The organism is Methylocystis sp. JAN1, from assembly GCF_052186135.1.
Lineage (GTDB): Bacteria > Pseudomonadota > Alphaproteobacteria > Rhizobiales > Beijerinckiaceae > Methylocystis.
In genome coordinates, this window is the sequence record NZ_CP181499.1 from 3,848,659 (window position 1) to 3,871,444 (window position 22,786).

Annotated in this window: 18 protein-coding genes; 10 read left to right on the forward strand and 8 right to left on the reverse strand. The window is 66.3% G+C overall.

Features of this window, described 5'->3' with window-relative positions; all coding sequences use genetic code 11:
* Positions 1-106: 106 nt before the first annotated feature.
* From bluB to ACNHKD_RS18420, 5 genes are all read right to left on the reverse strand, one after another.
* Positions 107-835 carry a 5,6-dimethylbenzimidazole synthase gene (gene bluB, locus ACNHKD_RS18400; RefSeq protein ID WP_442754930.1) on the reverse strand — a complete coding sequence of 243 codons (729 nt, stop codon included), beginning with the start codon at positions 833-835 and terminating at the stop codon, positions 107-109.
* On the reverse strand, positions 835-1,830 hold the full coding sequence (gene cobD / locus ACNHKD_RS18405; RefSeq protein ID WP_442754931.1) for a threonine-phosphate decarboxylase CobD: 996 nt from the start codon (positions 1,828-1,830) through the stop codon (positions 835-837). Before cobD ends, bluB begins: the two co-directional genes overlap by 1 nt.
* Positions 1,827-3,269, reverse strand: coding sequence for a cobyric acid synthase (locus ACNHKD_RS18410; protein ID WP_442754932.1), 1,443 nt, complete (start codon positions 3,267-3,269; stop codon positions 1,827-1,829). The genes cobD and ACNHKD_RS18410 overlap by 4 nt, the downstream gene beginning before the upstream one ends.
* 11 nt (positions 3,270-3,280) lie before the next feature.
* The gene (locus ACNHKD_RS18415) at positions 3,281-4,015 is read right to left on the reverse strand and encodes a cobalt-precorrin-6A reductase (RefSeq protein WP_442754933.1); all 735 of its coding nucleotides are present in this window, start codon (positions 4,013-4,015) and stop codon (positions 3,281-3,283) included.
* A gap of 288 nt (positions 4,016-4,303) precedes the next feature.
* Complete coding sequence (locus tag ACNHKD_RS18420; RefSeq protein ID WP_442754934.1) at positions 4,304-7,840, reverse strand: indolepyruvate ferredoxin oxidoreductase family protein; 3,537 nt, start codon at positions 7,838-7,840, stop codon at positions 4,304-4,306.
* 301 nt (positions 7,841-8,141) lie between these two features.
* On the opposite strand from ACNHKD_RS18420, the gene ACNHKD_RS18425 reads away from it, so the two are divergent.
* The 3 genes from ACNHKD_RS18425 (at position 8,142) to ACNHKD_RS18435 (ending at position 11,705) form a co-directional block, all read left to right on the forward strand.
* Positions 8,142-8,780 carry a DUF1007 family protein gene (locus tag ACNHKD_RS18425; protein ID WP_442754935.1) on the forward strand — a complete coding sequence of 213 codons (639 nt, stop codon included), beginning with the start codon at positions 8,142-8,144 and terminating at the stop codon, positions 8,778-8,780.
* Entirely contained in the window at positions 8,777-9,793 is a 1,017-nt protein-coding gene (locus tag ACNHKD_RS18430) for a nickel/cobalt transporter (RefSeq protein ID WP_442754936.1), read from the forward strand. The genes ACNHKD_RS18425 and ACNHKD_RS18430 overlap by 4 nt, the downstream gene beginning before the upstream one ends.
* Positions 9,794-9,929: 136 nt before the next feature.
* The gene (locus ACNHKD_RS18435) at positions 9,930-11,705 is read left to right on the forward strand and encodes an AMP-binding protein (protein WP_442754937.1); all 1,776 of its coding nucleotides are present in this window, start codon (positions 9,930-9,932) and stop codon (positions 11,703-11,705) included.
* Here ACNHKD_RS18435 and ACNHKD_RS18440 read toward each other — a convergent pair.
* The 3 genes from ACNHKD_RS18440 to ACNHKD_RS18450 are packed head-to-tail and all read right to left on the reverse strand — an operon-like array spanning position 11,681 to position 14,708.
* Positions 11,681-12,955 (reverse strand): adenosylmethionine--8-amino-7-oxononanoate transaminase, encoded by a 1,275-nt coding sequence (locus ACNHKD_RS18440; protein WP_442754938.1) that lies wholly within the window; start codon positions 12,953-12,955, stop codon positions 11,681-11,683. The two genes, ACNHKD_RS18435 and ACNHKD_RS18440, sit on opposite strands and share 25 nt — an antisense overlap.
* Positions 12,952-13,578 carry a dethiobiotin synthase gene (bioD, locus tag ACNHKD_RS18445; protein WP_442754939.1) on the reverse strand — a complete coding sequence of 209 codons (627 nt, stop codon included), beginning with the start codon at positions 13,576-13,578 and terminating at the stop codon, positions 12,952-12,954. The genes ACNHKD_RS18440 and bioD overlap by 4 nt, the downstream gene beginning before the upstream one ends.
* Positions 13,575-14,708 carry an 8-amino-7-oxononanoate synthase gene (locus ACNHKD_RS18450; protein ID WP_442754940.1) on the reverse strand — a complete coding sequence of 378 codons (1,134 nt, stop codon included), beginning with the start codon at positions 14,706-14,708 and terminating at the stop codon, positions 13,575-13,577. The genes bioD and ACNHKD_RS18450 overlap by 4 nt, the downstream gene beginning before the upstream one ends.
* 138 nt (positions 14,709-14,846) lie before the next feature.
* On the opposite strand from ACNHKD_RS18450, the gene ACNHKD_RS18455 reads away from it, so the two are divergent.
* The 7 genes from ACNHKD_RS18455 to ACNHKD_RS18485 all read left to right on the forward strand — a co-directional run bounded on the left by ACNHKD_RS18455 (position 14,847) and on the right by ACNHKD_RS18485 (position 22,785).
* The gene (locus ACNHKD_RS18455; protein WP_442754941.1) at positions 14,847-15,335 is read left to right on the forward strand and encodes a methyltransferase family protein; all 489 of its coding nucleotides are present in this window, start codon (positions 14,847-14,849) and stop codon (positions 15,333-15,335) included.
* 27 nt (positions 15,336-15,362) lie between these two features.
* Positions 15,363-18,104, forward strand: a complete 2,742-nt coding sequence (locus tag ACNHKD_RS18460; RefSeq protein WP_442754942.1) for a heavy metal translocating P-type ATPase — start codon at positions 15,363-15,365, stop codon at positions 18,102-18,104.
* Positions 18,105-18,426: 322 nt separating this feature from the next.
* Positions 18,427-19,302, forward strand: a complete 876-nt coding sequence (locus tag ACNHKD_RS18465; protein WP_442754943.1) for an SDR family oxidoreductase — start codon at positions 18,427-18,429, stop codon at positions 19,300-19,302.
* Between the two features lie 78 nt (positions 19,303-19,380).
* A complete protein-coding gene (gene flgF / locus ACNHKD_RS18470) occupies positions 19,381-20,103 on the forward strand; it encodes a flagellar basal-body rod protein FlgF (protein ID WP_442754944.1) in 723 nt (240 codons plus the stop codon).
* Between the two features lie 6 nt (positions 20,104-20,109).
* Positions 20,110-21,441 (forward strand): FliI/YscN family ATPase, encoded by a 1,332-nt coding sequence (locus ACNHKD_RS18475; RefSeq protein WP_442754945.1) that lies wholly within the window; start codon positions 20,110-20,112, stop codon positions 21,439-21,441.
* 163 nt (positions 21,442-21,604) lie between these two features.
* Positions 21,605-22,057, forward strand: a complete 453-nt coding sequence (locus tag ACNHKD_RS18480) for a MotE family protein (protein ID WP_442754946.1) — start codon at positions 21,605-21,607, stop codon at positions 22,055-22,057.
* Entirely contained in the window at positions 22,054-22,785 is a 732-nt protein-coding gene (locus tag ACNHKD_RS18485) for a flagellar basal body L-ring protein FlgH (protein WP_442754947.1), read from the forward strand. The genes ACNHKD_RS18480 and ACNHKD_RS18485 overlap by 4 nt, the downstream gene beginning before the upstream one ends.
* The last annotated feature ends 1 nt before the right edge of the window (position 22,786 follow it).

The window sequence follows — 22,786 nt, forward strand, 5'->3', positions numbered from 1 at the left end:
GCGACTATCCATCGGATGCTCACACGACACAATCAGCATCCTTTCCGACGCTTAAGATGTCGTTCATGCCCAAATGACGGTTCCTTGAAATATTTCTTACGGAAATTTAAGGCGCCTTTGTGAAGGGGCAAGGCGCCCCCCAGCGGTCCTCGAAGACGAGCGTCTCCAGCGGCAGGCGCGACGCCCAGCGTTTCACTTCGAGCTCGGGGCGCTTGTAAGCGCGCTCGACGAAGCCGACGCAGAGATAGGCGACGATGACGATTTTCTCGGGAATCCCGAGAATTGCGCGAAGGTCTTCCTCGCGCATAATGCTCACCCAGCCGACGCCGACGCCTTCCGCGCGCGCGGCGAGCCACAAATTCTGAACGGCGCAGGCGGCGCTCAAAAGATCGGTGTTGGGCTGCTGGGTGCGGCCGAGTCCCGTCGCGCCGTGGCGCTGGCGGTCGCAGGTCACGCAGATATTGACCGGCGATTTGAGAATGCCTTCGAGTTTAAGGTTGCGGTAATGATTGCGGCGCGCCGGATCGAGCATCCGCTCTTCGGTCTCGGCCCCGCGCAGGAAGGCCTCATGCACATGGCCCCGCACGACAGCGTTGCGTATCACGATGAAATTCCAGGGCTGCATGAAGCCGACGGACGGCGCGTGATGCGCCGCGTCGAGGATGCGCATGAGCAGATCCTGCGGCACCTCGTCGGGAAGGAATTCGTTGCGCACGTCGCGGCGCGTATAGATCGCGCGATAGACCGCGGCGCGATCCGTCTCGCTGAAGGGCGCGGCGGGGCCGAGTTCGTCCGCGGCGATTCGCCACGGTTCGAAAGGTGTTTCGTCCGCCATCACGCAATCTCCAGGGCGGCGGTCAGCCGCATCCAGGCGGCCTCGCCCGCGGGGAGTCCGAACCGTAGCCATTCGGGGCGCTCGGGAAAGGCCCGCGCCAGAACGCCGCTTCCGCAGAGCCGCGCGAACCAATCCTGCGCCCGCGCGTGACGGACGAGACGGAACAGCGCGGTTCCGCCGATCAGGCCGAAACCCGCCTGCTCCAACAGACTGTCGAGGCGCGCGGCGTCGGTCGCCGAGGCTGCGGCGGCGGCGTGCAACCAGCGCGCGTCGGAAAGAGCGCGCGCGCCGATGGCGAGCGCGGGCCCTGACGCCGCCCAGGGCCCGAGGGCCGCGCGAAGGCGTTCGGCGCGCGCCGGCGCGCAAAGCGCGAAGCCGAGGCGCAACCCCGCGAGCCCATAGGCCTTGCCGAAAGAGCGCAGCACGATCGCGCCGTCGAGCGACGCGAGCGCCGCGACGCTGTGCGTCGGCGTGAAATCCATGAAGGATTCGTCGACGACGAGCAGGCCGCCCTTGCGCGTCATCTCCTCCGCCAGCGGCGCGAGCTCCCGCGACGAGAGAACACGTCCGTCGGGATTGTTGGGATTGACGACGACCGCGACGTCGTATGTCGCGAGTTCGGCGACGCTTTGCGCTGTCGCAACCCTGGCGCCGGCGGCCGACCAGCAGGCGGCGTGCTCGGCGTAAGTGAAGCCGAGCACGCCGACGCGGCGCGCGGGAAAAACGCGCGGCAGGAGCTGAATGAACGCCTGCGCGCCGGCGCCCGCGAGGATCGCCGCCGCCTGCGGCGCGCGATAGGCGCCGCGCGCCGCCGCTTCGAGCGCGGCGAAAGCTTCGTCGTCGGGCAGGCGCGTCCACGCCTCGGGCGCGATCGGCGGCAGCGGATAAGGATGCGGATTGACGCCCGTCGAGAGGTCGATCCAGGGCTGCGGCGCGCCGGGATAGCGGCGGCGCGCTTCGTCCAGCCTGCCTCCATGCGCGATCGGCTCCCTCATCTCGCGATCTCCAGAAGCGCGTTGAGATCGATATGCCGCTCGCAATGCGCGGCGAGCGCGTCGAGCGCTTCGTCGATCGACTGGTCGAAGCGCAATGCAGACGCCTCGGCGTTTATCGATCTCAAAAAAGCCGTCCGCAGCGCGTCGTCGGAGAAAATCCCATGCACATAGGCGCCCATGATCCGGCCGTCCCGCGAGACGGCGCCGTCTGCGCGGCCGTCGGCGAAGCGCAGCATGGGGCGCGCGCAATCGCGCCCGAAGGTTTCGCCGACATGCATTTCATAGCCGTGAAAGGACGCGTCGACGCAAAGCGCGCGACCCGCGACGCGCGCCAGCGTCTTCTTGCCGGTGAGCGTCGTTTCGATGTCGAGGAGACCGAGGCCTTCGGCCTCCGCGACATCGCCTTCCATACCATGCGGATCGCGGATCAGGCGGCCGAGCATCTGATAGCCGCCGCAAATTCCGAACGCCCGGCCCCCGCGCCGCACATGCGCCAGAAGGTCGATATGCCAGCCATTGGCGCGCAACGCCGCGAGGTCGCCGATGGTCGCCTTGGAGCCGGGGAGGATAACGAGGCGCGCATCCGCCGGAAGGGCTTCGCCGCGTTGCACGAGGCGCAGGTCGACGCCCGACTCCGCCTTCAGTGGATCGAGATCGTCGAAATTGGCGATGTGCGGCAGAAGCGGGACGGCGATGACGGCGCCCTCCTTCTGCGTGTCGCGTTGCGCGCGAAGGCCGAACGCGTCTTCCGCCGGCAGGCGCGACGCGGCGTCGAAATAGGGAACGAGGCCCAGCGCGCGCCAGCCCGTGCGCTCGGCGATGAAGCGCATCCCGGAGTCGAAGAGCGAGGCGTCGCCGCGAAATTTGTTGACGATGAAGCCCTCGATCATCGCCGCGTCTTCCGCGTCGAGCACCGCCTGGCAGCCGACGAGCTGCGCGATGACGCCGCCGCGATCGATGTCGCCCACGAGCACGACCGGCGCGTTGGCCTCGCGGGCGAAGCCCATATTGGCGATATCGTTGGCGCGCAGATTGATCTCCGCCGCGCTTCCCGCGCCTTCGACGATCACGAGATCGCTCTGCGCCTTCAGCCGCGCGAAGCTTTCCATCACGGCGGGCTTGAGACGCGATTTCCAGTCCTGATAGTCGCGCGCCTTGGCCTGCCCCGCGATCGCGCCGCGCACGATCACTTGCGCGCCGTTCGCGCCCTGCGGCTTCAGCAGCACGGGATTCATGTCGACGCTCGGCGCCAGCCGCGACGCGCGCGCCTGCAGCGCCTGGGCGCGGCCGATCTCGCCGCCATCTTCCGTCACCGCGGCGTTGTTCGACATGTTCTGCGGCTTGAAGGGCGCGACCTTGAGCCCGCGATTAACGAAAGCGCGCGCGAGGCCGGCGACGACGAGCGACTTGCCGACGTCCGATCCCGTCCCCTGAATCATCAGCGCGCGGCTCACGACGCGAGCAGCGCCATGACGGCGTCCAGATCATGGGCCAGCGTGACGCCTGCGCGCGGGGGCGGCTCGATCATCACCACCGGAAGCCCGAGTTGCCGCGCGGCTTCGATCTTGGCGTAGGTGAGTGCGCCGCCGCTATTCTTGCTGACGACCATCTCGACGCCTTTCTCGCGCATCAGCGCGACTTCGTCTTCGCGCGCAAAGGGGCCGCGCGCGGAGAAGACCTTGCAGTTAGGGGGAAGATCCTTGGCTTCGGGCGGCTCAATGACGCGCAGAAGATAATCGTGCTGAGGCGCCGCGCGGAAATCGGCGACGCCCTGCCGGCCGATGGTGAGAAAAACGCGCCGGGGCGCCGCTCCCAGCGCATGAACGGCGGCGGCGCTGTCCGCGACCTCGATCCAGTCGTCGCCGGGCGCGCGTCTCCAGGGTTCACGCGCATAGGCGATCATCGGCAGTCCGAGCGCCGCGCAGGCGGCTTGCGCATTGGCGGACATTTGCGCCGCGAAAGGATGCGTCGCGTCGATCACATGGGTGATGCGCTGTTCTTCAAGATAGAGCTGCAATCCCGCGACGCCGCCGAAACCGCCAACCCGCGTTGGCAGCGCGAGCGCCATCGGCGCGCTTGTTCGCCCCGCAAGCGACGCGACCGCGTCGCAACCCGGCTCGATGGCGAGCCGCGCCGCGAGCGCGCGGGCTTCGCTCGTGCCGGCGAGGAGGAGGATGCGTTTCATTCCAGCATGACGAGCAACAGGACGCTCGCCGGAGAATTTGTCGAAAGGCCGCACTCTTTTTTTTACTGGGTCGAAGCTGCGAGGACCCCCACCCTTTATCCCTCCCCGCAAGGGGGAGGGAGGGGGCTTCCCTCCAAGATCCGCTTCTTGGTCACATGCCGCCGACCGCGCCGCTATGTCCCTCCCCCTTGCGGGGAGGGCGGCGGCGCGAAGCGACGCCGGGTGGGGGGCAGGCCGCCCAGTGCGTCGCGCCAACAGAAACGCCTCGTTACACAAGATCGGCGCGCCTCACTCCGCCGCGAGCTTCACGGAAGCCGGGTTGCGGAACTCCGCAAGGAGGCGCTCGCGCTCGATGTCGGCGGCCGCGACATGGCGGCCCTTGATGTGGCCGAAGCCGCGGATCTTCTCCGGCAGACGCGCCAGCGCCACCGCCGCCGCGTGGTTTTCCGGCGTCAGCGACGCCAGCAATTCGTCGATCAGCGCTTCATATTCGTCAAGCAGGCGCCGCTCGACGACGCGGTCATTGTTGAAGCGGGTGATGTCGAACCAGCGGCCGCGAATCCATTTGAGCTTCGCGAGAACTTTCATCACGGCGAACATCCACGAACCGAAAGTGATCTTGCGCGATCCGCCGAAATCGGTTTTGCGCTGCAGGAAGGGGATCGGCGGCGCGAGATGCAGTTCGAGCTTCAGGTCGCCCTCGAAAGTCTCGGAAAGCTGCCGCTGGAAGGCGTCATTCGTATAAAGGCGCGCGACCTCGAACTCGTCCTTGAAGGCCATCAGCTTGAACAGATAGCGGGCGACCGCTTCGGTCAGTTCGGCCGAGCCCGGCATGCGCGCCGTTTCGAGCTTCGCGACCGCCGCGACACGGGCGCGGTAATGCGCCGAATAGGCCTCGTTCTGATAATCGACGAGATAGGCCGCGCGGCGCTCGACGATCTCTTCCAGCGTCCTGGAGCGCTGGCGCGCCTCGGTCGGGCGGCGCAGCGATTCCACCACCGCGTCGACGCTCTTCATGTCATGGGCGGCGCGGCGGCCCCAGAGGAAAGCCGAATGATTCATCGGCACGGACTCGCCGTTCAGTTCGATCGCGCGCAGGATCGACGCTTCCGTAAGCGGCAGATAGCCCTTCTGCCAGGCGTAGCCGAGGATGAAGATATTGGCGGCGATGGAGTCGCCCAGGAGCGCCTGCGCGAGCGCCGTCGTGTCGATGAAGGTCGACTCCGGGCCGCCCGCGCGGCGGATCGCCTGCTTGATCTCTTCGGAGGGCAGCACGAAATCGGGATTGCGCTCGATATCGCCCGGAAAGACCTCGGCGCTGTTGACGAGCACATGGGTCTTGCCCTGCTCGACGGCCGCGAGCACCTGCCTGGCGCCCGCGACGACGAGATCGCAGCCAAGCAAGAGATTGGCTTCGCCCGCGGCGACGCGAATGGCGTGGACCTCGGCGGGCGTGCGGCCGATCTTCACATGGCAATAGACGGCGCCGCCCTTCTGCGCGAGACCGGCCATGTCGATGACGCCGACGCCCTTGCCTTCGAGATGCGCGGCCATGCCCAGAATGGCCGAGACCGTGACGACGCCCGTGCCGCCCAGCCCCGCAACGAGTATGCCGTAGGGCGTGCGGCCGATCTCCGCGATCTCCGGCTCGGGCAGGGCCGGCTGGCCGCTGGCGTCTTCCTTCGTCGGCAGCGGCGCCTTCTTCATCCTCGCGCCATGCACGGTCACGAAGCTGGGGCAGAAGCCTTCGAGGCAGGAGAAATCCTTGTTGCAGGCCGACTGGTCGATGCGGCGCTTGCGGCCGAATTCCGTCTCGACCGGCTGCACGGCGACGCAGTTCGAGGCCGTGCCGCAATCGCCGCAGCCTTCGCATACGAGCTCGTTGATGATGATGCGCGCGTCCGGGTCGGGGAAGAGGCCGCGCTTGCGCAGGCGGCGCTTCTCGGTCGCGCAGGTCTGGTCGTAAACGAGGACGGTGACGCCCTCCGTCCCCGACAGCTCGCGCTGCACCTCGTTGAGGACGTTGCGATGATGGATGGTGAGGCCCGGGGGCCAGGCGATGGTCGGCGGATATTTGCCGGGCTCGTCCGTGACCAGCGCGATCTTTCTGACGCCCTCGGCCGCGACCTGACGCACGATGGCCTCGATGGTGAGTTCGCCCTCGTGCTTCTGGCCGCCGGTCATGGCGACGACGCCGTTGTAAAGAATTTTGAATGTGATGTTGGCGCCCGCCGCCACGGCGAAGCGGATGGCGAGCGAACCCGAATGATTATAGGTGCCGTCGCCGAGATTCTGGAAAACATGCTTGCGCGTCGAAAACGGCGCTTCGCCGATCCAGTTCGCGCCCTCGCCGCCCATATGGGTGTAGCCCTCGGTGCGGCGGCCCATCCATTGCGCCATGTAATGGCAGCCGATGCCCGTATAGGCGCGCGCGCCCTCCGGCACATGGGTCGAGGTGGAATGCGGGCAGCCGGCGCAGAAATGCGGCACGCGCACGGTGACGTCCGTCATCGTCTTGCGGCGATCCTGCAGACGCTCCAGGCGCCGCACGCGCGCTTCGAGCTCTTCGGACGCATGATATTTCAACAGACGCCGGCCGATGGCGATGGCGATGTCGTTGGCGTCGAGCGCGCCCTTCACCGGAAAGAGCCAGTCGCCGCGCTCGTCCTTCTTGCCGATGCAGACCGGCTGATGCGCCGCGCCGTAAAGCTCCTCGCGCAGCTGCACCTCGATGAGCGAGCGCTTCTCCTCCACGACCATGATGAGGTCGAGGCCGCGCGCGAATTCGTGCAGGCCCCTGGGCTCGAGCGGCCAGGGCGCAGCGATTTTGTAGAGTCGCACACCGAGATCGTTGGCGCGCGCTTCGTCGACGCCGAGATCGTCCATCGCCTGGCGGACGTCCAGATAGGACTTGCCGACAGTGATGATTCCGATCTTCGGATGGGCGCCGCCGGAGGTGACGATGCGGTTCAGGCGGTTGGCGCGGATGAAGGCGAGCATCGCGTCGCGCTTGCTCTCCTGCATCCGCTCTTCCTGCGCGAGCACAGGATCGCCCGGGCGGATGTTGAGCCCGCCCGGCGGCATGACGAAATCGGCCGGAATGACGGGCTGCACACGGTCGAGCGAGCCGTCGATCGACGCCGTTGACTCCACCGTGTCCTTCACGAGCTTCAGGCCGACCCAGACGCCGGCGAAGCGCGACATGGCGAAGCCGTAGAGGCCGTAATCGAGAATCTCCTGCACGCCGGCGGGCGCGAGGACTGGCATCATCACGTCGACGAAGTGATATTCGGACTGATGCGCGGTCGTGGAGGATTCGGCCGTGTGGTCGTCGCCCATCAGGGCGAGCGCGCCGCCGTGCTTCGACGTGCCGGCGAGATTTACGTGGCGCAGCGCGTCGCCGCTGCGGTCGACGCCCGGACCCTTGCCGTACCAGATGGAAAAGACGCCGTCATACTTGCCCTCGCCGCGCATCTCGGCCTGCTGCGCGCCCCAGACCGCGGTGGCGGCGAGATCCTCGTTGAGGCCCGGCATGAAGAGAATGTTGTTGGCGTCGAAGAGGGCCTTCGCCTTGTGCATCTGGGCGTCGACGCCGCCGAGCGGCGAGCCGCGATAGCCAGTGATGAAGCCCGCCGTGTCGAGCCCCGCGCGGCGGTCCCGCTCCTTCTGCATGAGGAGCAGACGCACGATGGCTTGCGTGCCTGTGATGAGCACGCGGTCGCGGGCAAGGTCGAAACGGTCCGAGAGCCGAGCTTCGCCGTAGGCGGATTTTGCCTCGCCGTAGGCGGAGCCGGGGTTCAAGGCGCCGGCGACGTGATCCGCCATTCAGAAACTCTCCTGCGCGAAACGGCGATGCGCGCTTGGGTCGTGCGCCAGAACCAATAACGACTAGGAACGAGCACTCAGAGCCCTACACAGGACCCGACCGCGTGAGGCGACCCGCCGCCCGGCTCTCCTCTTACGCGGCTACGCCGCTTGGCGCGCTGTAAAAGCGCGGCTCTTGTTAGTTGCACTCTATGACAGAGCGAATGACCTTTTCAAGAACCCATATGTTACGATGCACAGGCATTGGGCGAGGCGCGACGCGCCCTGTTTTCGCCGATTTCCAGCCCTAACCGGATCGCTCATGAATCGCCGCCTGCTCCTGTTTTTCGCCCTCCTGACCCTGGCCTGGACGGCTGCGGCGCAGGCTCACCCGCATGTTTGGGTTGCGGTGCGCAGCGAAGTCGTGTTCGCCGACGGGAAGGTGACGGGCGTGCGGCATGCCTGGGAATTCGACGAAATGTATTCCGCCTTCGCGGTGCAGGGACTCGGCAAGGGCGGCAAGCCGCCAACCCGGGAGGAACTCTCGGGCAAGGCGCAGGAGATCGTTGAAAACCTGCCCGAATTCGAGTTCTTCACCTTCGCCAGGCAGAACGGAGCCAAGGCCCCTTTCAAACCGCCGCAGGACGTTTATCTGGAGGCCGACGACAAGAAGATCGTGACGCTGCACTTCTTCCTGCCGCTGGAGACCGCCGTCGCGGCCAAGAAGCCTTTTTCCTTCCAGGTCTACGACCCCACCTATTTCGTCGCCTTCGGCCTCGAAAAAAAGGAGCCGGTGAAGCTCGCCGGCGCGCCCGCCGGCTGTTCGGTGAGCCTCGTCGAGCCGGCCCCGCTCGTCGCGACCGACAATCAGAAGCTCAGCGAAGCCTTCTTCCAGAACATGTCCCCCGGCGCAGATTTCGGCATGAAGCTCGCCACCCGGGCCATCGTGGCCTGCCCGTGAAACCGAACACGCTGGCCCTCGCCGCCGTCGCGGCGGCCGTCGTGATTCTGGCCGTGGAACCGGCGCTCGCCCAGCGGCACCCTTTCGCCGTCGGCGCCCGGGAGGCGGCCTGCGCGACGGGAGGCTTCGCCGGGCTTGTCCTCTCCTGGCAGAGCAAGTTCCATGCCGAGCTGCAGGCCGCGGCGCGCGCGCTGAAGACGGACCCTTCCGCCTTTTTCGCCCTCGCGGCGGCGAGCTTCGCCTATGGCGCCTTTCATGCCGCCGGCCCCGGCCACGGCAAGGCTGTGCTGACAGCCTATATGGTGGCGAACGAAGTCCAGCTGAAACGCGGCCTGTCGCTCGCGGCTCTCGCCGCCTTTCTCCAGGGCTTGGTCGCGATCGCGCTCGTCGCTGCGGCCGCGCTGATCTTCAACGCCACCGCCGGCCAGATGACGAACGCCGCGCGGGCCGTCGAAGTCGTGAGCTATGTCGCCATCGCCGCGCTCGGCGCGCGGCTGGCCTGGGTCAAGGGGCGCGGTCTGCTGGCGGCGCTGGGCCAACCGCAAATCGCCATGGCGATCGCCGGCGCGAACGGCTCCAGCCGCTTCGTCTGCGAAGCGATCGACGACCCGGATCGCGTGCGCGGCGCCGGCTGCGGCCACGTCCATGCGCCCGACCCGGCAACGCTCGCGGGCCCCGCCTTCCGCTGGGGCGATGCGCTCGCGACGGTCGTCGCGGCGGGGATGCGGCCCTGTTCCGGCGCCATCCTCGTGCTGGTCTTCACCCTGTCGCAGGACATGCTCGCAGCCGGCGCCGGCGCGGTGATGGCCATGTCGGCCGGCGCGGCGCTGACGACGGGCGCGATCGCCGCGATCGCCGTTTACGCCAAGGATCTCGCCATCCGCTTCGGCGGCGCCGGCGCGCGGCGCGGCATGCTGATCGCGCGCGCGGCCGAACTGCTCGCCGCGCTGCTCGTGCTGGGCCTTGGACTCGCGCTGCTTCTTGGCGAAGGCGTATCCTGCAACGCAGCATAAACATGCGTGTCGTTTGCAACGCAAAAATAATCATTCCGCGCAGGTCGCGTCATTCTGTTGAGATACGCGCTATCTTGTTTTTCATCGCGATTCGGAACAAATCGAATCTTGATTGAAGCATTTCCGCGAGGCTCAAATGACGCGACCTGAGCAACCGCTCGACCCCTACGCCGCTCGGCCGTGGCTGGCCTCCTATCCGAAGGGAGCGCCCTGGAACGTCGACGCGTCCGCGTGCTCCACGCTGGTCGACGACTTTCGCAAGAGCGTCGCGGCCTATCCCGAACGCCCCGCGATCGAGAGCTTCGGCGCGCGGCTGACCTATCGCGAACTCGCGCGCGCGGCCGACGCGGTCGCCGCCTGGCTGCAATCGCAAGGCCTGCGCAAGGGCGACCGCATCGCGATCATGTCGCCCAATGTTCTCGCCTATCCGGCGGCGATGCTGGGCGCGCTGATCGCCGGCTGCGTCGTCGTCAACGTCAACCCGCTCTATACGCCGGGCGAGCTCGAACACCAGATCAACGATTCGGGCGCGCGCTTGATTTTCGTCTTTGAAAACTTCGCGAAGACGGCCGAGGCCGCCTGGCCGAACATGAAGGTCGAGCGCGCCGTCATCATGGCGCCTGGCGATCTGATGGGACTCAAGGGCCTCCTCGTGAATTTCGTCTCGCGCCATGTGAAAAAGATGGTTCCGGCCTATCGGCTCCCCGGAGCGGTCCCCTTCCGGGAGGTCTTGAAAAAAGGGGCAAGAGTCCCGTTCGAGCCGGTCGAGGTCGCGCCGGACGACATAGCCTTTCTGCAATATACCGGCGGCACGACAGGCGTCGCGAAAGGCGCGATCCTGCTTCATCGCAACGTGTCGATCGACGTCGAACAGACCTGGGCGTGGCTCGAATGGTATCTTGGCCCGACCAGCCCGCATGTGATGGTGACGGCGCTGCCGCTCTACCATATCTTCGCGCTCACCGCCTGCTGCCTGCTGGTGTTGAAAACCGGCGGCTGCTGCCTGCTCATCGCCAATCCCCGCGACCTCAAGGGCTTCGTCGCGACGCTGCGCAAGACGCGCTTCACGCTTTTCGCGGGCGTCAACACGCTTTACGCCGCGCTCGCCGATCATCCCGGCATCAGGAAGGTCGATTTCTCCGGCCTCGCCATGAACATCGCCGGCGGCATGTCGACCCAGGAAGGCGTCGCGCATGAGTGGAAGCTGATCTCCGGCAAGCCCATCATTGAAGGATATGGCCTGTCGGAAACGTCGCCGATCGTGACCGTCAACCGGCCGGACATCGCCGAATTCACCGGGGGCATCGGCTATCCGCTGCCCTCGACCGACATTTCGATCCGCGACGAGCATGGCGACGTGGCGCCCGCCGGCGAGCGCGGAGAACTCTGCGTGCGCGGGCCGCAGGTGATGCCGGGCTATTGGCGCCGGCCCGACGAGACCGCCAAGGTGATGACCCCCGACGGCTTCTTCAGGACCGGCGACATCGCCGTCATGGAGCCGGACGGCATGTTCCGCATCGTCGACCGCCTGAAGGACATGGTCCTTGTTTCGGGTTTCAACGTGTATCCCAATGAGGTTGAAGCCGCGCTCGTGGAGCATCCCAAAGTGAAGGAAGTCGCCGTCATCGGCGTCCCCTATGCGCATTCCGGGGAAGCGCCGATGGCCTTCGTCGTGCGGCGCGATCCGAGCCTGACGGTGGAGGAGCTGCGCAAGTTCGCGCATGAGCGGCTCACGGGCTACAAGACGCCCCGCTTCTACGAATTCCGCGACGCGCTGCCGAAATCCAATGTCGGCAAGATTCTGCGCCGCGCGCTGCGGGACGAATATTTTGCGCGTGCGCATTGGGTGAACGACGAAGGCCGCGGCAAGGGCGTCAAGACCGACATTCACAACGCGCCGGAAGCGAGTTGATCCGCGGCTGCGTCGATCGCGTCATAAGCGAGATCCAGTTCTTCGCCCGTGATGCAATAAGGCGGGAGCACATAGACGGTGGGGCCGAGCGGCCGCAGCAGGAGGCCCCGCGCATTGAAGAAGCGCATGAGGTCGAGGCTGATCGTCGCGAGATAGCCGCTCTGCGCGACTTTCAGATCCAGTGCGACGATCACGCCGAGATGGCGCACGTCGAGAAAGCGTGGATCGTCCGCGAAGCGCGCCGCCCGCTTGCTTTGCATGGCGCAGAGATTCGCCACCTTCTCGCGCGCATCCGTCCGCCGCCAAATGTCGAGATTGGCGAGAGCCGCGGCGCATCCGATGGGGTTCGCGGTGAAAGAGCTTGAATGGAAGAAGGCGCGCGCACGCTCAGGCGCGTAATGCGCGTCGTAAATTTCGCGCTTGCACATTGTGACGGCGAGCGGCGCGGCTCCGCCGGTCAAGCCTTTCGAATAACAGGCGATGTCCGGGACGATTCCCGCCTGCTCGCAGGCGAAGAGCGTTCCCGTGCGTCCGAAGCCCGTCATCACCTCGTCCGCGATGAAAAGAACGCCGTATTTCTCGCAAACGCGCTTCATTTCCGCGAGCGTTTGCGGCTCATAGGTCAACATCCCGCCGGCGCCGAGAATGAGCGGTTCGACGATCAAGGCCGCCGCGCCGTCTCGGCAGAAGGCCTCCAATGCGTCGAACGTTTCCTGTTCCTTTCCCTTTTCGGGGAAAGGAATGCGCGCGACTTCGAAGAGCAAAGCCTCGTAAGGCGCGTTGAAGACGGAGCGCGCGCCGGCCGACATGGTTCCGACCGTGTCGCCGTGATAGCTGTGCTCCATCGCGATGACGCGCGCGCGCGGCGCGCCGCGATTGCGCCAGAAGCCCAACGCCATCTTGATCGCGACCTCGACCGCCGTCGAGCCGCTGTCGGAATAGAAGACGTATTCGAGACCCGGCTGCGTGATCTCGACGAGGCGCCGTGCGAGCGCTTCCGCCGGCTCATGGGTGAATCCCGCGAAAATAATCTGGTCCAGCGTCTCGGTCTGTCGGCGGATCGCCGCCATGATCTCCGGCCGGCGGTGACCGTGCGTGATCACCCACCAGGAAGAGATGGCGTCGAGAAAGCGCGTCCCATCCTCCGCCGTAAGCCAGGCTCCTTCGGCATGAGCGATCTGATAAGCGCCGGGCTGCAAGGCGTGCTGCGTGAAAGGGCGCCAGACGGGAGAATTCGTGACGACGGTCATGTGAAATCCCGAAGCGAGAAGGACGCGTCGAAGGCGGCGCGCAAGGCGTTACGATCAAGCGCGGACAGGCGCGGCAAGCGCCCGAGGGCTTTGACCGCGCCAAAGCGCGCGACGGTCTCCTGCGGCGCCTTTTCCTCATCGCCGACAAAGGCGACGCCATGGATCGAAACGCCGCGGCGGCGCAGCGCCTCGATGGTCAGCAGGGCGTGGTTGATCGCGCCGAGCGCCGTGCGGGCGACGACAATGACGGGCAAGCGCCAGCGCGCAAGCACGTCGATGGTGAGCACGTCGTCGGTCAGCGGAACCATCACGCCGCCCGCCGTTTCAATGACGAGCGGACCGTCGACGACGGGCGCGACGAGGCGGGAGACGTCGATCTCCACGCCCTCGGCCCGCGCCGAGATATGTGGCGACGCAGGCAGCTTCAGCCGCCAGGCCTCCGGAAGAATGCGCCCGGGCGCCACGCCGGAGAGACGCGCGACGCATTCCGAGTCGGTTTCCTCTTCAAGTCCCGATTGCACCGGCTTCCAATAATAGGCGCCGAGCGCGCCGACGAGCGCGGCGGAGAAAACCGTCTTGCCGACGCCGGTATCCGTTCCGACGATCACGAAAACGCGATTCACCGATCTTCCCTCGCAAGCGCCTCTGAGAGATCTGCGACCATTTGGCTGATCTGCGCTTCGCCGACGTTCAGAGTGAATGACAATCGCAACCGCGCCGTTCCTTCCGGCACGGTCGGCGGACGTATCGCACGGATGTCGTAGCCGCGCGCGCGCAGCCGGGCCGCGAGAGACATGGCCCGCGCGTCGTCGCCGACGATCACGGGCTGCACCTGCGAACCCGAAGGCGCGACGTCGCAGAGCCTTTGCAGCTCGCGCCCTGCGAGCGCTACGCGCGCGCGCAAGGCCTCGCGGCGATCCTCCGCATTTTCGGCAATCTTCAGGGAAGCCCGCACGCAAGCGGCGATCAGAGGCGACGGCGCCGTGGCGAAAATGAAATTGCGGCAGCGATTGATGAGGAATTCGCGCAAGGGCGCCGCAAGGCAGACAAGCGCGCCCGAAACGCCGAGCGCCTTGCCGCAGGTATGCACGGTGACGACATTCTCGCGCCCTTCGAAACGCGCGGCGAGCCCGCGCCCGCCCGGCCCAAAGACCCCGGTGGCGTGCGCCTCGTCGACGAGGAGAAAGGCTTCGTGGCGCTCCGCGATCGAGATGAGATCGTCGAGCGGCGCCGTGTCGCCGTCCATGCTGTAGAGGCTTTCGACCGCGATCCAGGCGCGGCCCGCGCCGCCCGCGCCGCGCCAAGCACGAATGGCGCCGTCCAGCGCGGCCGCGTCGTTATGCGCGAAGGCCACGCGCGGCGCGCGAGACAGGCGCATGCCGTCATGCGCGCTCGCGTGAATGAGCGCGTCATGGAAGATGCAATCCCCGCGCTGCGGCAGCGTCGAAAGCAACGCCTCGTTGGCCGAGAAGCCCGCCCCGAAAAACAGCGCGCTCTCGGCGCGAAAGAAGCGCGCCGCCTCCTCTTCCAGCGCCTCATGCTCCGGATGGTTGCCGCGCAGAAGCCGCGAACCGCCCGCGCCGACGGGAACGCCCAGCGCCAGCGCCGCCCTGGCCGCCTCCTTCAGCTCCGGCGCCTCCGCAAGCGCCAGATAGTCGTTGGAGGCGAAGTCGACTCCCGCCCGCGGCGCCAGCGCGCGCAGCCTGTCGCGCGCCGCAAGGCCTGCAAGGTCCGCCCGAAATCTCTCAAGCATTGGCGCTCACGCGCATTCCTCCGAACGAGCGGCTTGGTAAAGGCCGCCCCCCATGAGGTCAAGCGAAGCGGAACCATGGCCGCAGGGTTGAAAAATAGGGCGCGCGTCGCGATGTTAAAGTCGTTCGGAGCCCCCTTCATGTCCCCTCGCCCGCAAGCCGACGACTCCCCGCCCGCCCGCGCGCCCTGGCCGCCGATCCTCATCGCGCTGACCATACTGGGCGGACTCGCGCTCGACCGCCTGAGCGGCGGCGCTTTTTCGGGCCTCTTGTCCTTTTCTGGCGCGCCGCTCCTCGGCGGGCTCATCGTCGTGCTGGCGCTCCTCAATGACCTCTGGTGCGCCATGACCTTCGCCCGCCACGGGACGACGATCATGCCGCACCGCGCCGCCTCGCATCTTGCGACCGACGGCCCCTTCCGCTGGTCGCGCAATCCGATCTACGTCTCGCACGTCGCCGTCGTCCTGGGTCTCGGACTGCTGCTCGCTTCGCCTTTCACCGTTCTTCTCACGCCGCTCCTCGCGCTTGCTTTACAGAAGCTTTCGGTCGAGCCGGAGGAACGGCATCTCGTGGCCAGGTTCGGCGAGGACTACCGGGCCTATATGGCGCGCACGCGCCGATGGCTTTAGGCTTTTGCCTCAAAACAGGGGGTGACGATGAGCGCCGAGACAGCGCAGCTCGACTTCAATGTGCGCGGCATGACCTGCGCCTCCTGCGTGTCGCATGTCGAAAAGGCGCTGAAGGCGACGCCGGGGGTGAAGACGGCGAGCGTCAATCTTGCGACGGAGCGCGCGGATGTCGCGCTCGCGCCGGGCGCGGACCCGGCGGCGCTCGTGAAGTCCGTGGCGGCCGCGGGTTATGAGCCCGTCGTCGAGACGATTGAGATCGGCGTCGGCGGCATGACCTGCGCCTCCTGCGTCGCCCATGTCGAGAAGGCGCTCAAAGCCGTTCCCGGCGTTCTGGAGGCGAGCGTCAATCTCGCGACGGAACGCGCGAGCGTGCGCGCCCTCTCCGGCCCCGGCCTCGCCGACAGGCTGCGCGGCGCCATCTCGGCCGCCGGCTACGAGCCGCGCCGCATCGAGACCGACGCCGGCGCGACGGACCGCGAGCGCGCGCGGCGCGAAGGGGAGATGAAGACGCTGCGCTTCAACCTGATCCTTTCCGCCGCCCTGACGGCGCCGGTCTTCATCGTGGAGATGGGCGGCCATCTCATCCCCGCCTTCCATCACTGGACGATGGCGACGATCGGCGAGGGGATGATCCGCCAGTTCTCTTTCCTCTTCGCGACGCTCGTCCTCTTCGGACCCGGCCTCGTCTTCTTTCTGAAAGGCGTCCCCGCGCTGCTCCGCGGACAGCCGGACATGAACGCGCTCGTCGCGATCGGCACGCTGTCCGCCTATCTCTATTCGGTCGTGGCGACCTTCCTGCCGCGCCTCCTCCCGGAGGGCGCGGCGAATGTGTATTACGAAGCCGCCGTCGTCATCGTGACGCTCATTCTTTTCGGCCGCTTTCTCGAAGCGCGCGCCAAGGGACGCACGTCCGAAGCCATCCGCACGCTTGCAAAATTGCAGCCGAAGACGGCGCGCGTCGAGCGCGACGGCGAGACCCTCGACGTCGATATCGATGACGTGCATGTCGGCGACATCGTGCTGGTGCGGCCGGGCGAGCGCATTCCGACCGACGGCGTCGTGACCGCCGGCTCCTCTTACGTCGACGAGTCCATGGTGACGGGCGAGCCCGCCTCCGTCGCGAAAGCGATTGGCGCCGCCGTCACTGGCGCGACGGTCAACGGCGCCGGCGCCTTCTCCTTCCGCGCGACGCGCGTCGGCGCGGACACGACGCTTGCGGGCATCATCCGCATGGTCGAGCAGGCGCAGAGCGCGAAGCTGCCCATCCAGGCCATGGTCGATCGCATCACCGCCGTCTTCGTTCCCGCCGTCTTCGCCATTGCCGCGCTCACCTTCGTCATGTGGATGCTGATCGGCCCCGAGCCGCGCCTCACATATGCGCTCGTCAGCGCGGTCGCCGTGCTCATCATCGCCTGCCCATGCGCCATGGGCCTCGCGACTCCCGCAGCCATCATGACCGGCACGGGCCGCGCGGCGGAATTGGGCGTCCTCTTCCGCAAGGGCGAGGCGCTGCAAACCTTGCAGGACGTGACGCTCATCGCCTTCGACAAAACGGGAACGCTGACTTTCGGCAAGCCGCGATTGACGGATCTTGTGACGGCGCCGGGCGAGAATGAAGCTGAACTGCTGCGTCTCGCCGCGAGCGTCGAGGCGCAGTCGGAGCATCCGGTCGCAGCGGCGATCGTCGCGGCGGCGAAGGACCGCGGCCTTGCCGTCGCGCCCGTCGAGAATTTCGAATCCGTCTCGGGCATGGGCGTCTCGGGCGTCGCGAACAGGCGCAAGGTGGCCGTAGGCGCGCAGCGCTACATGGCCGCGCTCGGCTTTGACGCGAGCGCGTTTGATGAAAGCGCCGCCGCGCTTTCAGCGGAAGGCAAGACGCCCTTCTATGTCGCCGTCGACGGCAGGGCGCGCGCCATCCTTTGCGTCGCCGACGAGTTGAAACCGACAACGAAGCCAGCGATCGACGCGCTGCACGCCATCGGCGTCAAGACGGCGATGATCACCGGCGACGACGCGCGCACCGCCAACGCCATTGCGCGCCGTCTCGGCATCGACGAAGTCGTCGCGGGCGTCATGCCGGACGGCAAGGTCGCGACGCTCGAGCGGCTGCGCGAAAAGAACAAGGTCGCCTTCGTCGGCGACGGGGTGAACGACGCGCCCGCGCTCGCCGCCGCCGACGCCGGCGTCGCAATCGGCACCGGCACGGACATCGCCATCGAAGCGGCGGACGTCGTATTGATGTCGGGCGATCTCGCGAAAGTTCCGGCGGCGCTGGCGCTGTCGCGCGCGACGATGAAGAATATCAGGCAGAATCTCTTCTGGGCCTTCGGCTACAACGCACTGCTCATTCCCGTCGCGGCGGGCGCCCTCTACCCCGTGAACGGCATGCAGCTCTCGCCCATGCTCGGCGCCGGCGCCATGGCGCTCTCCAGCACATTCGTTCTCACCAATGCGCTGAGGCTGCGCCGTTTCCAGCCGCCAGCCGTTACGGAAACCGCGACGCATGAACCAATCGCCGCGCCCGAAACGCCCGCGACGATTACACAGGACAACAAGGAGGAAACGATGACGACGTTCAATGTGAAGGATATGACCTGCGGCATGTGCGTGAAGCACGTCACCAAGGCCGTGCAGGCGGTGGAGCCGAACGCCGACGTGAAGGTCGATCTCGCGACCGGCAAGGTCGAAGTCTCGCCGACGCCGAAGGATCCGGCGGCGCTTGCGAAGGCGATCACCGATGCGGGCTATCCGGCGCAGGTGGCGGCGTAGCTGGTGTGCATGGAGCGGCATCATCTGCATTTCGCCTGCACGACCAACGCCTTTCAGTCGCTCGATCCCGCCGCGCTGCGCCGCTTCAAGAGGCGCTCGCACTCGACAATCTTACGCCCGGCGATTTCACGGTCGTCGCGCGCAAGGCGCACGTGCTGGAAGAGCGGGACGCGAACGCGCTGGCCCGTGGCTGAGGCAGGAAGCGGAGACGAAGCCGGGCGCCCGCCGGCGCATGGGTTTTTGAGAAACCGCCGGGAGGCGCTTGCCGCCTCCCGGCGATCGGCTAAGTGTCAGACGGGAGAGTTTTCGAAGGATTCGGAATATGGCTCGGTCTCTTCAGGGCAAAACGCTTTTCATCACCGGCGCGAGCCGCGGCATCGGCCTCGCCATCGCGAAGCGCGCCGCGCGAGACGGGGCCAATATCGCCATCGCCGCAAAAAGCGTCGCGGAAAATCCGAAAATTCCGGGAACGATCTTCACCGCCGCCGCCGAGATCGAGGCCGAAGGCGGCAAGGCGCTCGCCGTTCATTGCGACATCCGCTTCGACGATCAGGTCGCGGCGGCCATCGATCAGACCGTCTCGACCTTCGGCGGGATCGACATCCTCGTCAACAATGCGAGCGCCATCGACCTGCGCGGCATCGACCTCCTGGAGATGAAGCGCTTCGATCTGATGCATCAGGTCAATGCGCGCGGAACCTATCTCTGCGCCAAGCTCGCTCTGCCCCATCTGCGCAAATCAGCGAACCCGCACATACTCACGCTCTCGCCGCCGCTGGACATGAACCCCAAATGGTTCGCGCCAAACCTCGGCTATACGATGGCGAAATACGGCATGAGCCTCGTTACGCTCGGCCTCGCCAGAGACCTTGCGCGCGACGGGGTGGCGGTGAATTCGCTGTGGCCGGAGACGGCGATCGCAACGGCGGCGGTCGGCAATCTTCTCGGCGGCGAGGAGATCATCAAGCGCTCGCGCAAGCCCGAGATCGTCGCCGACGCCGCGCACGCCATCCTCACGCGTCCCTCGCGCGGCTGCACCGGCAATTTCTTCATCGACGTGCGCGCGCTGGCGGAAGAAGGCGTGACGGATCTCCTGCCCTACTCCGTCGATCCCGCGCAAGACGCCGTTCTCGACTTCTTTCTCGAAGAGCCGATCAGCGCCAATGTGCGCAAATCGGCCTTCCACGGCGGCAAATAATCAGGCGCGCGCGCCCGGTGGGTTTCAGGCAAGGTTGCGCGCCGATCATGGCGCGTAGCCGCAATTCCCCGGACGCCCATGCAATCCGCCTTTTATGTCACGCTCTCTTCGCAGGTCGCGCTCGACAGGCGTCTGACGACCATCGCCGAGAATGTCGCCAACGCCTCGACGATCGGCTTTCGCGCGACAGGCGTGAGCTTCGACACGGTCCTTTCCAGGGCGTCGGCCACGCCAACGGCTTACGCTTCGGCAGGAACGGATTACATCTCCCGCACGTCGGGCGGACTGATCAAGACCGACAACCCTTTCGACGTCGCCGTCATCGGCGACGCCTGGCTCGCCATCCAGACGCCGCAGGGCGTGGCCTATACCCGCGACGGCCGCCTGCGCATGCTGGAGACGGGCGAAGTTCAGACATTGCTGGGCTATCCGGTCCTCGACGCCGGCAACTCGCCCATCGTGCTCGATCCCACCGCCGGACCGCCGACGATCTTTCGTGACGGCATGATTCACCAAAGCGACCGCCAGTTCGGCGCGATCGGCCTTTTCGAGATCGACGAGGCGGCGACGCTGAGGCGCGCGGAAAACTCGGCCGTCATCCCCTCCATCCCGGCGACGGCGGTCGTGAACTTCTCCAAAAACGGCGTCGCGCAGGGCCATCTCGAAAGCGCCAACGTCAATCCTGTGGCCGAAATCACCAAGCTCATCATGGCGCACCGCGCCTTCGAAAGCGCGACGGCGGCCTATGACCTGATGGACGGCGCGCAACGCAATGTCGTCCGCACCCTGGGCGGAGCCTGATCGTCGATGGCGGATGCGCTCACGCGACTTGGGGACGCGGTTGAGAGCTTTGCGCGCCCCGGCGCGCGGCTGCGCATCAGCGGCGCCGTGACGGAGGTCTTTCCGTCCCATTTCCGCGTGGAGGGGCTATCGCCCTTCCTTCGCCTCGACGATTGCGTCCTGCTCGAAGAGTCCGGGCGCGCCTTCCATGGGCAGGTGATCCGCATCGACAGGCGCGGCGCTCTGGTGAAGTCCTTCGAGAGCAACGCCGGCGTCGGCCTCGGCGCGCGCGTCACGCTCCAGGGACCCATCGAGATCGCGCCCCACCAAAGCTGGAAGGGCCGCGTGCTGGACGCGCTGGCGCAACCCATCGACAATAAGGGCCCTCTCACGCTCGGCGCGAGAAGGCGCCTTGACCGCTCGCCGCCCAGCCCCATGGCGCGGGCCCGCGTCGGCGATCCCGCGCCGACAGGCGTCGCCGCCATCGACGCCTTCACGCCCTTATGCCGCGGCCAGCGCCTCGGCGTCTTCGCGGGCTCGGGCGTCGGCAAATCAACCCTCCTTTCCATGATGACGCGCTCGGCGTCTTTCGACGCCGTCGTGATCTGCCTTGTGGGCGAGCGTGGACGCGAGGTGCGCGATTTCCTCGACGAGACGTTGGGAGAAAGCGCAAGCAACGCCGTCATCGTCGTTTCGACCGGAGACGAGAGCCCGATGACGCGGCGCCTCGCGCCGCTCACCGCCACGGCCGTTGCGGAATATTTCCGTGATGGCGGGCAGTCCGTTCTGCTCATCATGGACTCGGTGACGCGTTATGCGCATGCGCTGCGCGAGATCGCGCTTTCCGCCGGCGAGCCGCCCGCGGCGAACGGCTTCGCGCCCAGCGTCTTTGCGGACATTCCTCGCCTTCTCGAACGCGCTGGCCCCGGCCTCAAAGGCGGTGGCTCGATCACGGCGATCTTCTCCGTGCTCGTCGATGGCGACAATCACAACGATCCGATCGCGGATTGCATAAGAGGAACGCTGGACGGGCATATCGTTCTCGAACGCGAAATCGCCGAACAGGGACGTTATCCTGCGATCAATATTCTGAAGTCCATTTCCCGGCTCGCCGACCGCGTCTGGCGTGCGGAGGATCGAGAAACGATTGAGACGGCGCGCAGCCTCGTGGCGCGCTTCGAGGACACCCGCGATCTTCGGCTTCTTGGCGGCTATCAGCCGGGCGCGGACGCGGAACTGGATCGCGCCGTGCGCCTCACGCCGCTGATTTACGAGTCGTTGAAGCAATCCGCGCATGCGTCGGCGCGCCGCGACGCTATCGCGCAGATCCGCGCAATCATATCGAATGCGAATGCTTAGAGCCCCGTTTCGCTCCCATTATTCGACACTCAACGCAGCAAGACCGCACGCAAGTCACGCGCAAGGGTCAAGGTCGACTCTGCGCCCGATGACATCTGCACGCAAACCCGGACGACCAAGCCCCGCGCGCAGGCGCGTCCCGTCCCTCACTTCGCTTTTCTGCATGTCAATCGTCGCGGCGCCGGCTTCGGCTGGTGAAGCGGCGGCTCCCTCCGCCCGCGATATTCAGCAATATTGCGCGAATGTCGCGGCATCGGCGGAAGCTCTTCAAATCGAGCGGCGCCGCAGACAGCTCGCGGAGCTTGAGAGCGAAATCGCGGCGCGCCTGGCGAGCCTCGAGGCGAGGCGGCAGGAGCTGCGCTCTCTTCTGGACCGGATCGACGCTTTCGAGCGCAAGACGAGCGACGCGCTAGTGGGACTGTATTCGCGCATGAAGCCGGAAGCGGCGGCGGCGCAGCTCACACAGATCGACGATGACGTCGCCGCCGCTCTGATACTGCAACTCAAAGCGAAAATATCGAGCGCGATCCTTGGAGAAATGGAGGCGTCGCGCGGCGCGGCGCTTGCGAAAAGAATCGCCGATCTACGCGGCGGCGCGGATGAGAAGAAGCCATGACGCGAACAACGACGCCGGCTTTCGCCGTGGCGCTTCTGCTCGCCGGCTGCGCGACGGACCCGCGCGACATAACGCGCGAGCCGCATATGTCGCCGATTGGCAGCGGGCTGGCTTTCTATGACGATCGATTGCCCCTCGGGCCGTTGCGCAGCGCTTCGCTCGGACCGGGCATGCATCTCGACGACAATCGCGTCAACCTCTTCAAGGACGTAAAGGCGATGAGCGTGGGCGATGTCGTAACGGTCATAATTTCCATGGATGATCGCGCGATCCTCGGTAATTCGACCGATCGCTCGCGGGAAGCGAAAATCAGATCGAAATGGAGCTTTCTCCTTGATCTCCTCCCGATGATCGGCGGGCCGCCCGGTTCTCAGACAAGACAGACAGGCGCCTGGCAGAATGATATCGACTCGAAAACCGAGACGCAGGGCCAGGGAACGATCAATCGTTCGGAGCAGATTCGCTTCACGCTCGCGGCCGCCGTCACCGCCGTGCTTCCGAACGGAAATCTCGTCTTGCATGGATCTCAGGAGATTCGCGTCAATAATGAGTTGCGCGTGCTCGCTGTCGGGGGGATCGCCCGGCCGCGCGACATCAATAAGGATAATTCCATTTCCTACGACAAGATTGCAGAGGCGCGCGTCTCCTATGGCGGGCGCGGCCGTCTCAGTGAGGTTCAGCAACCGGCCTGGGGCCAGCAGCTCTACGATATTCTTGCGCCGTTCTGAG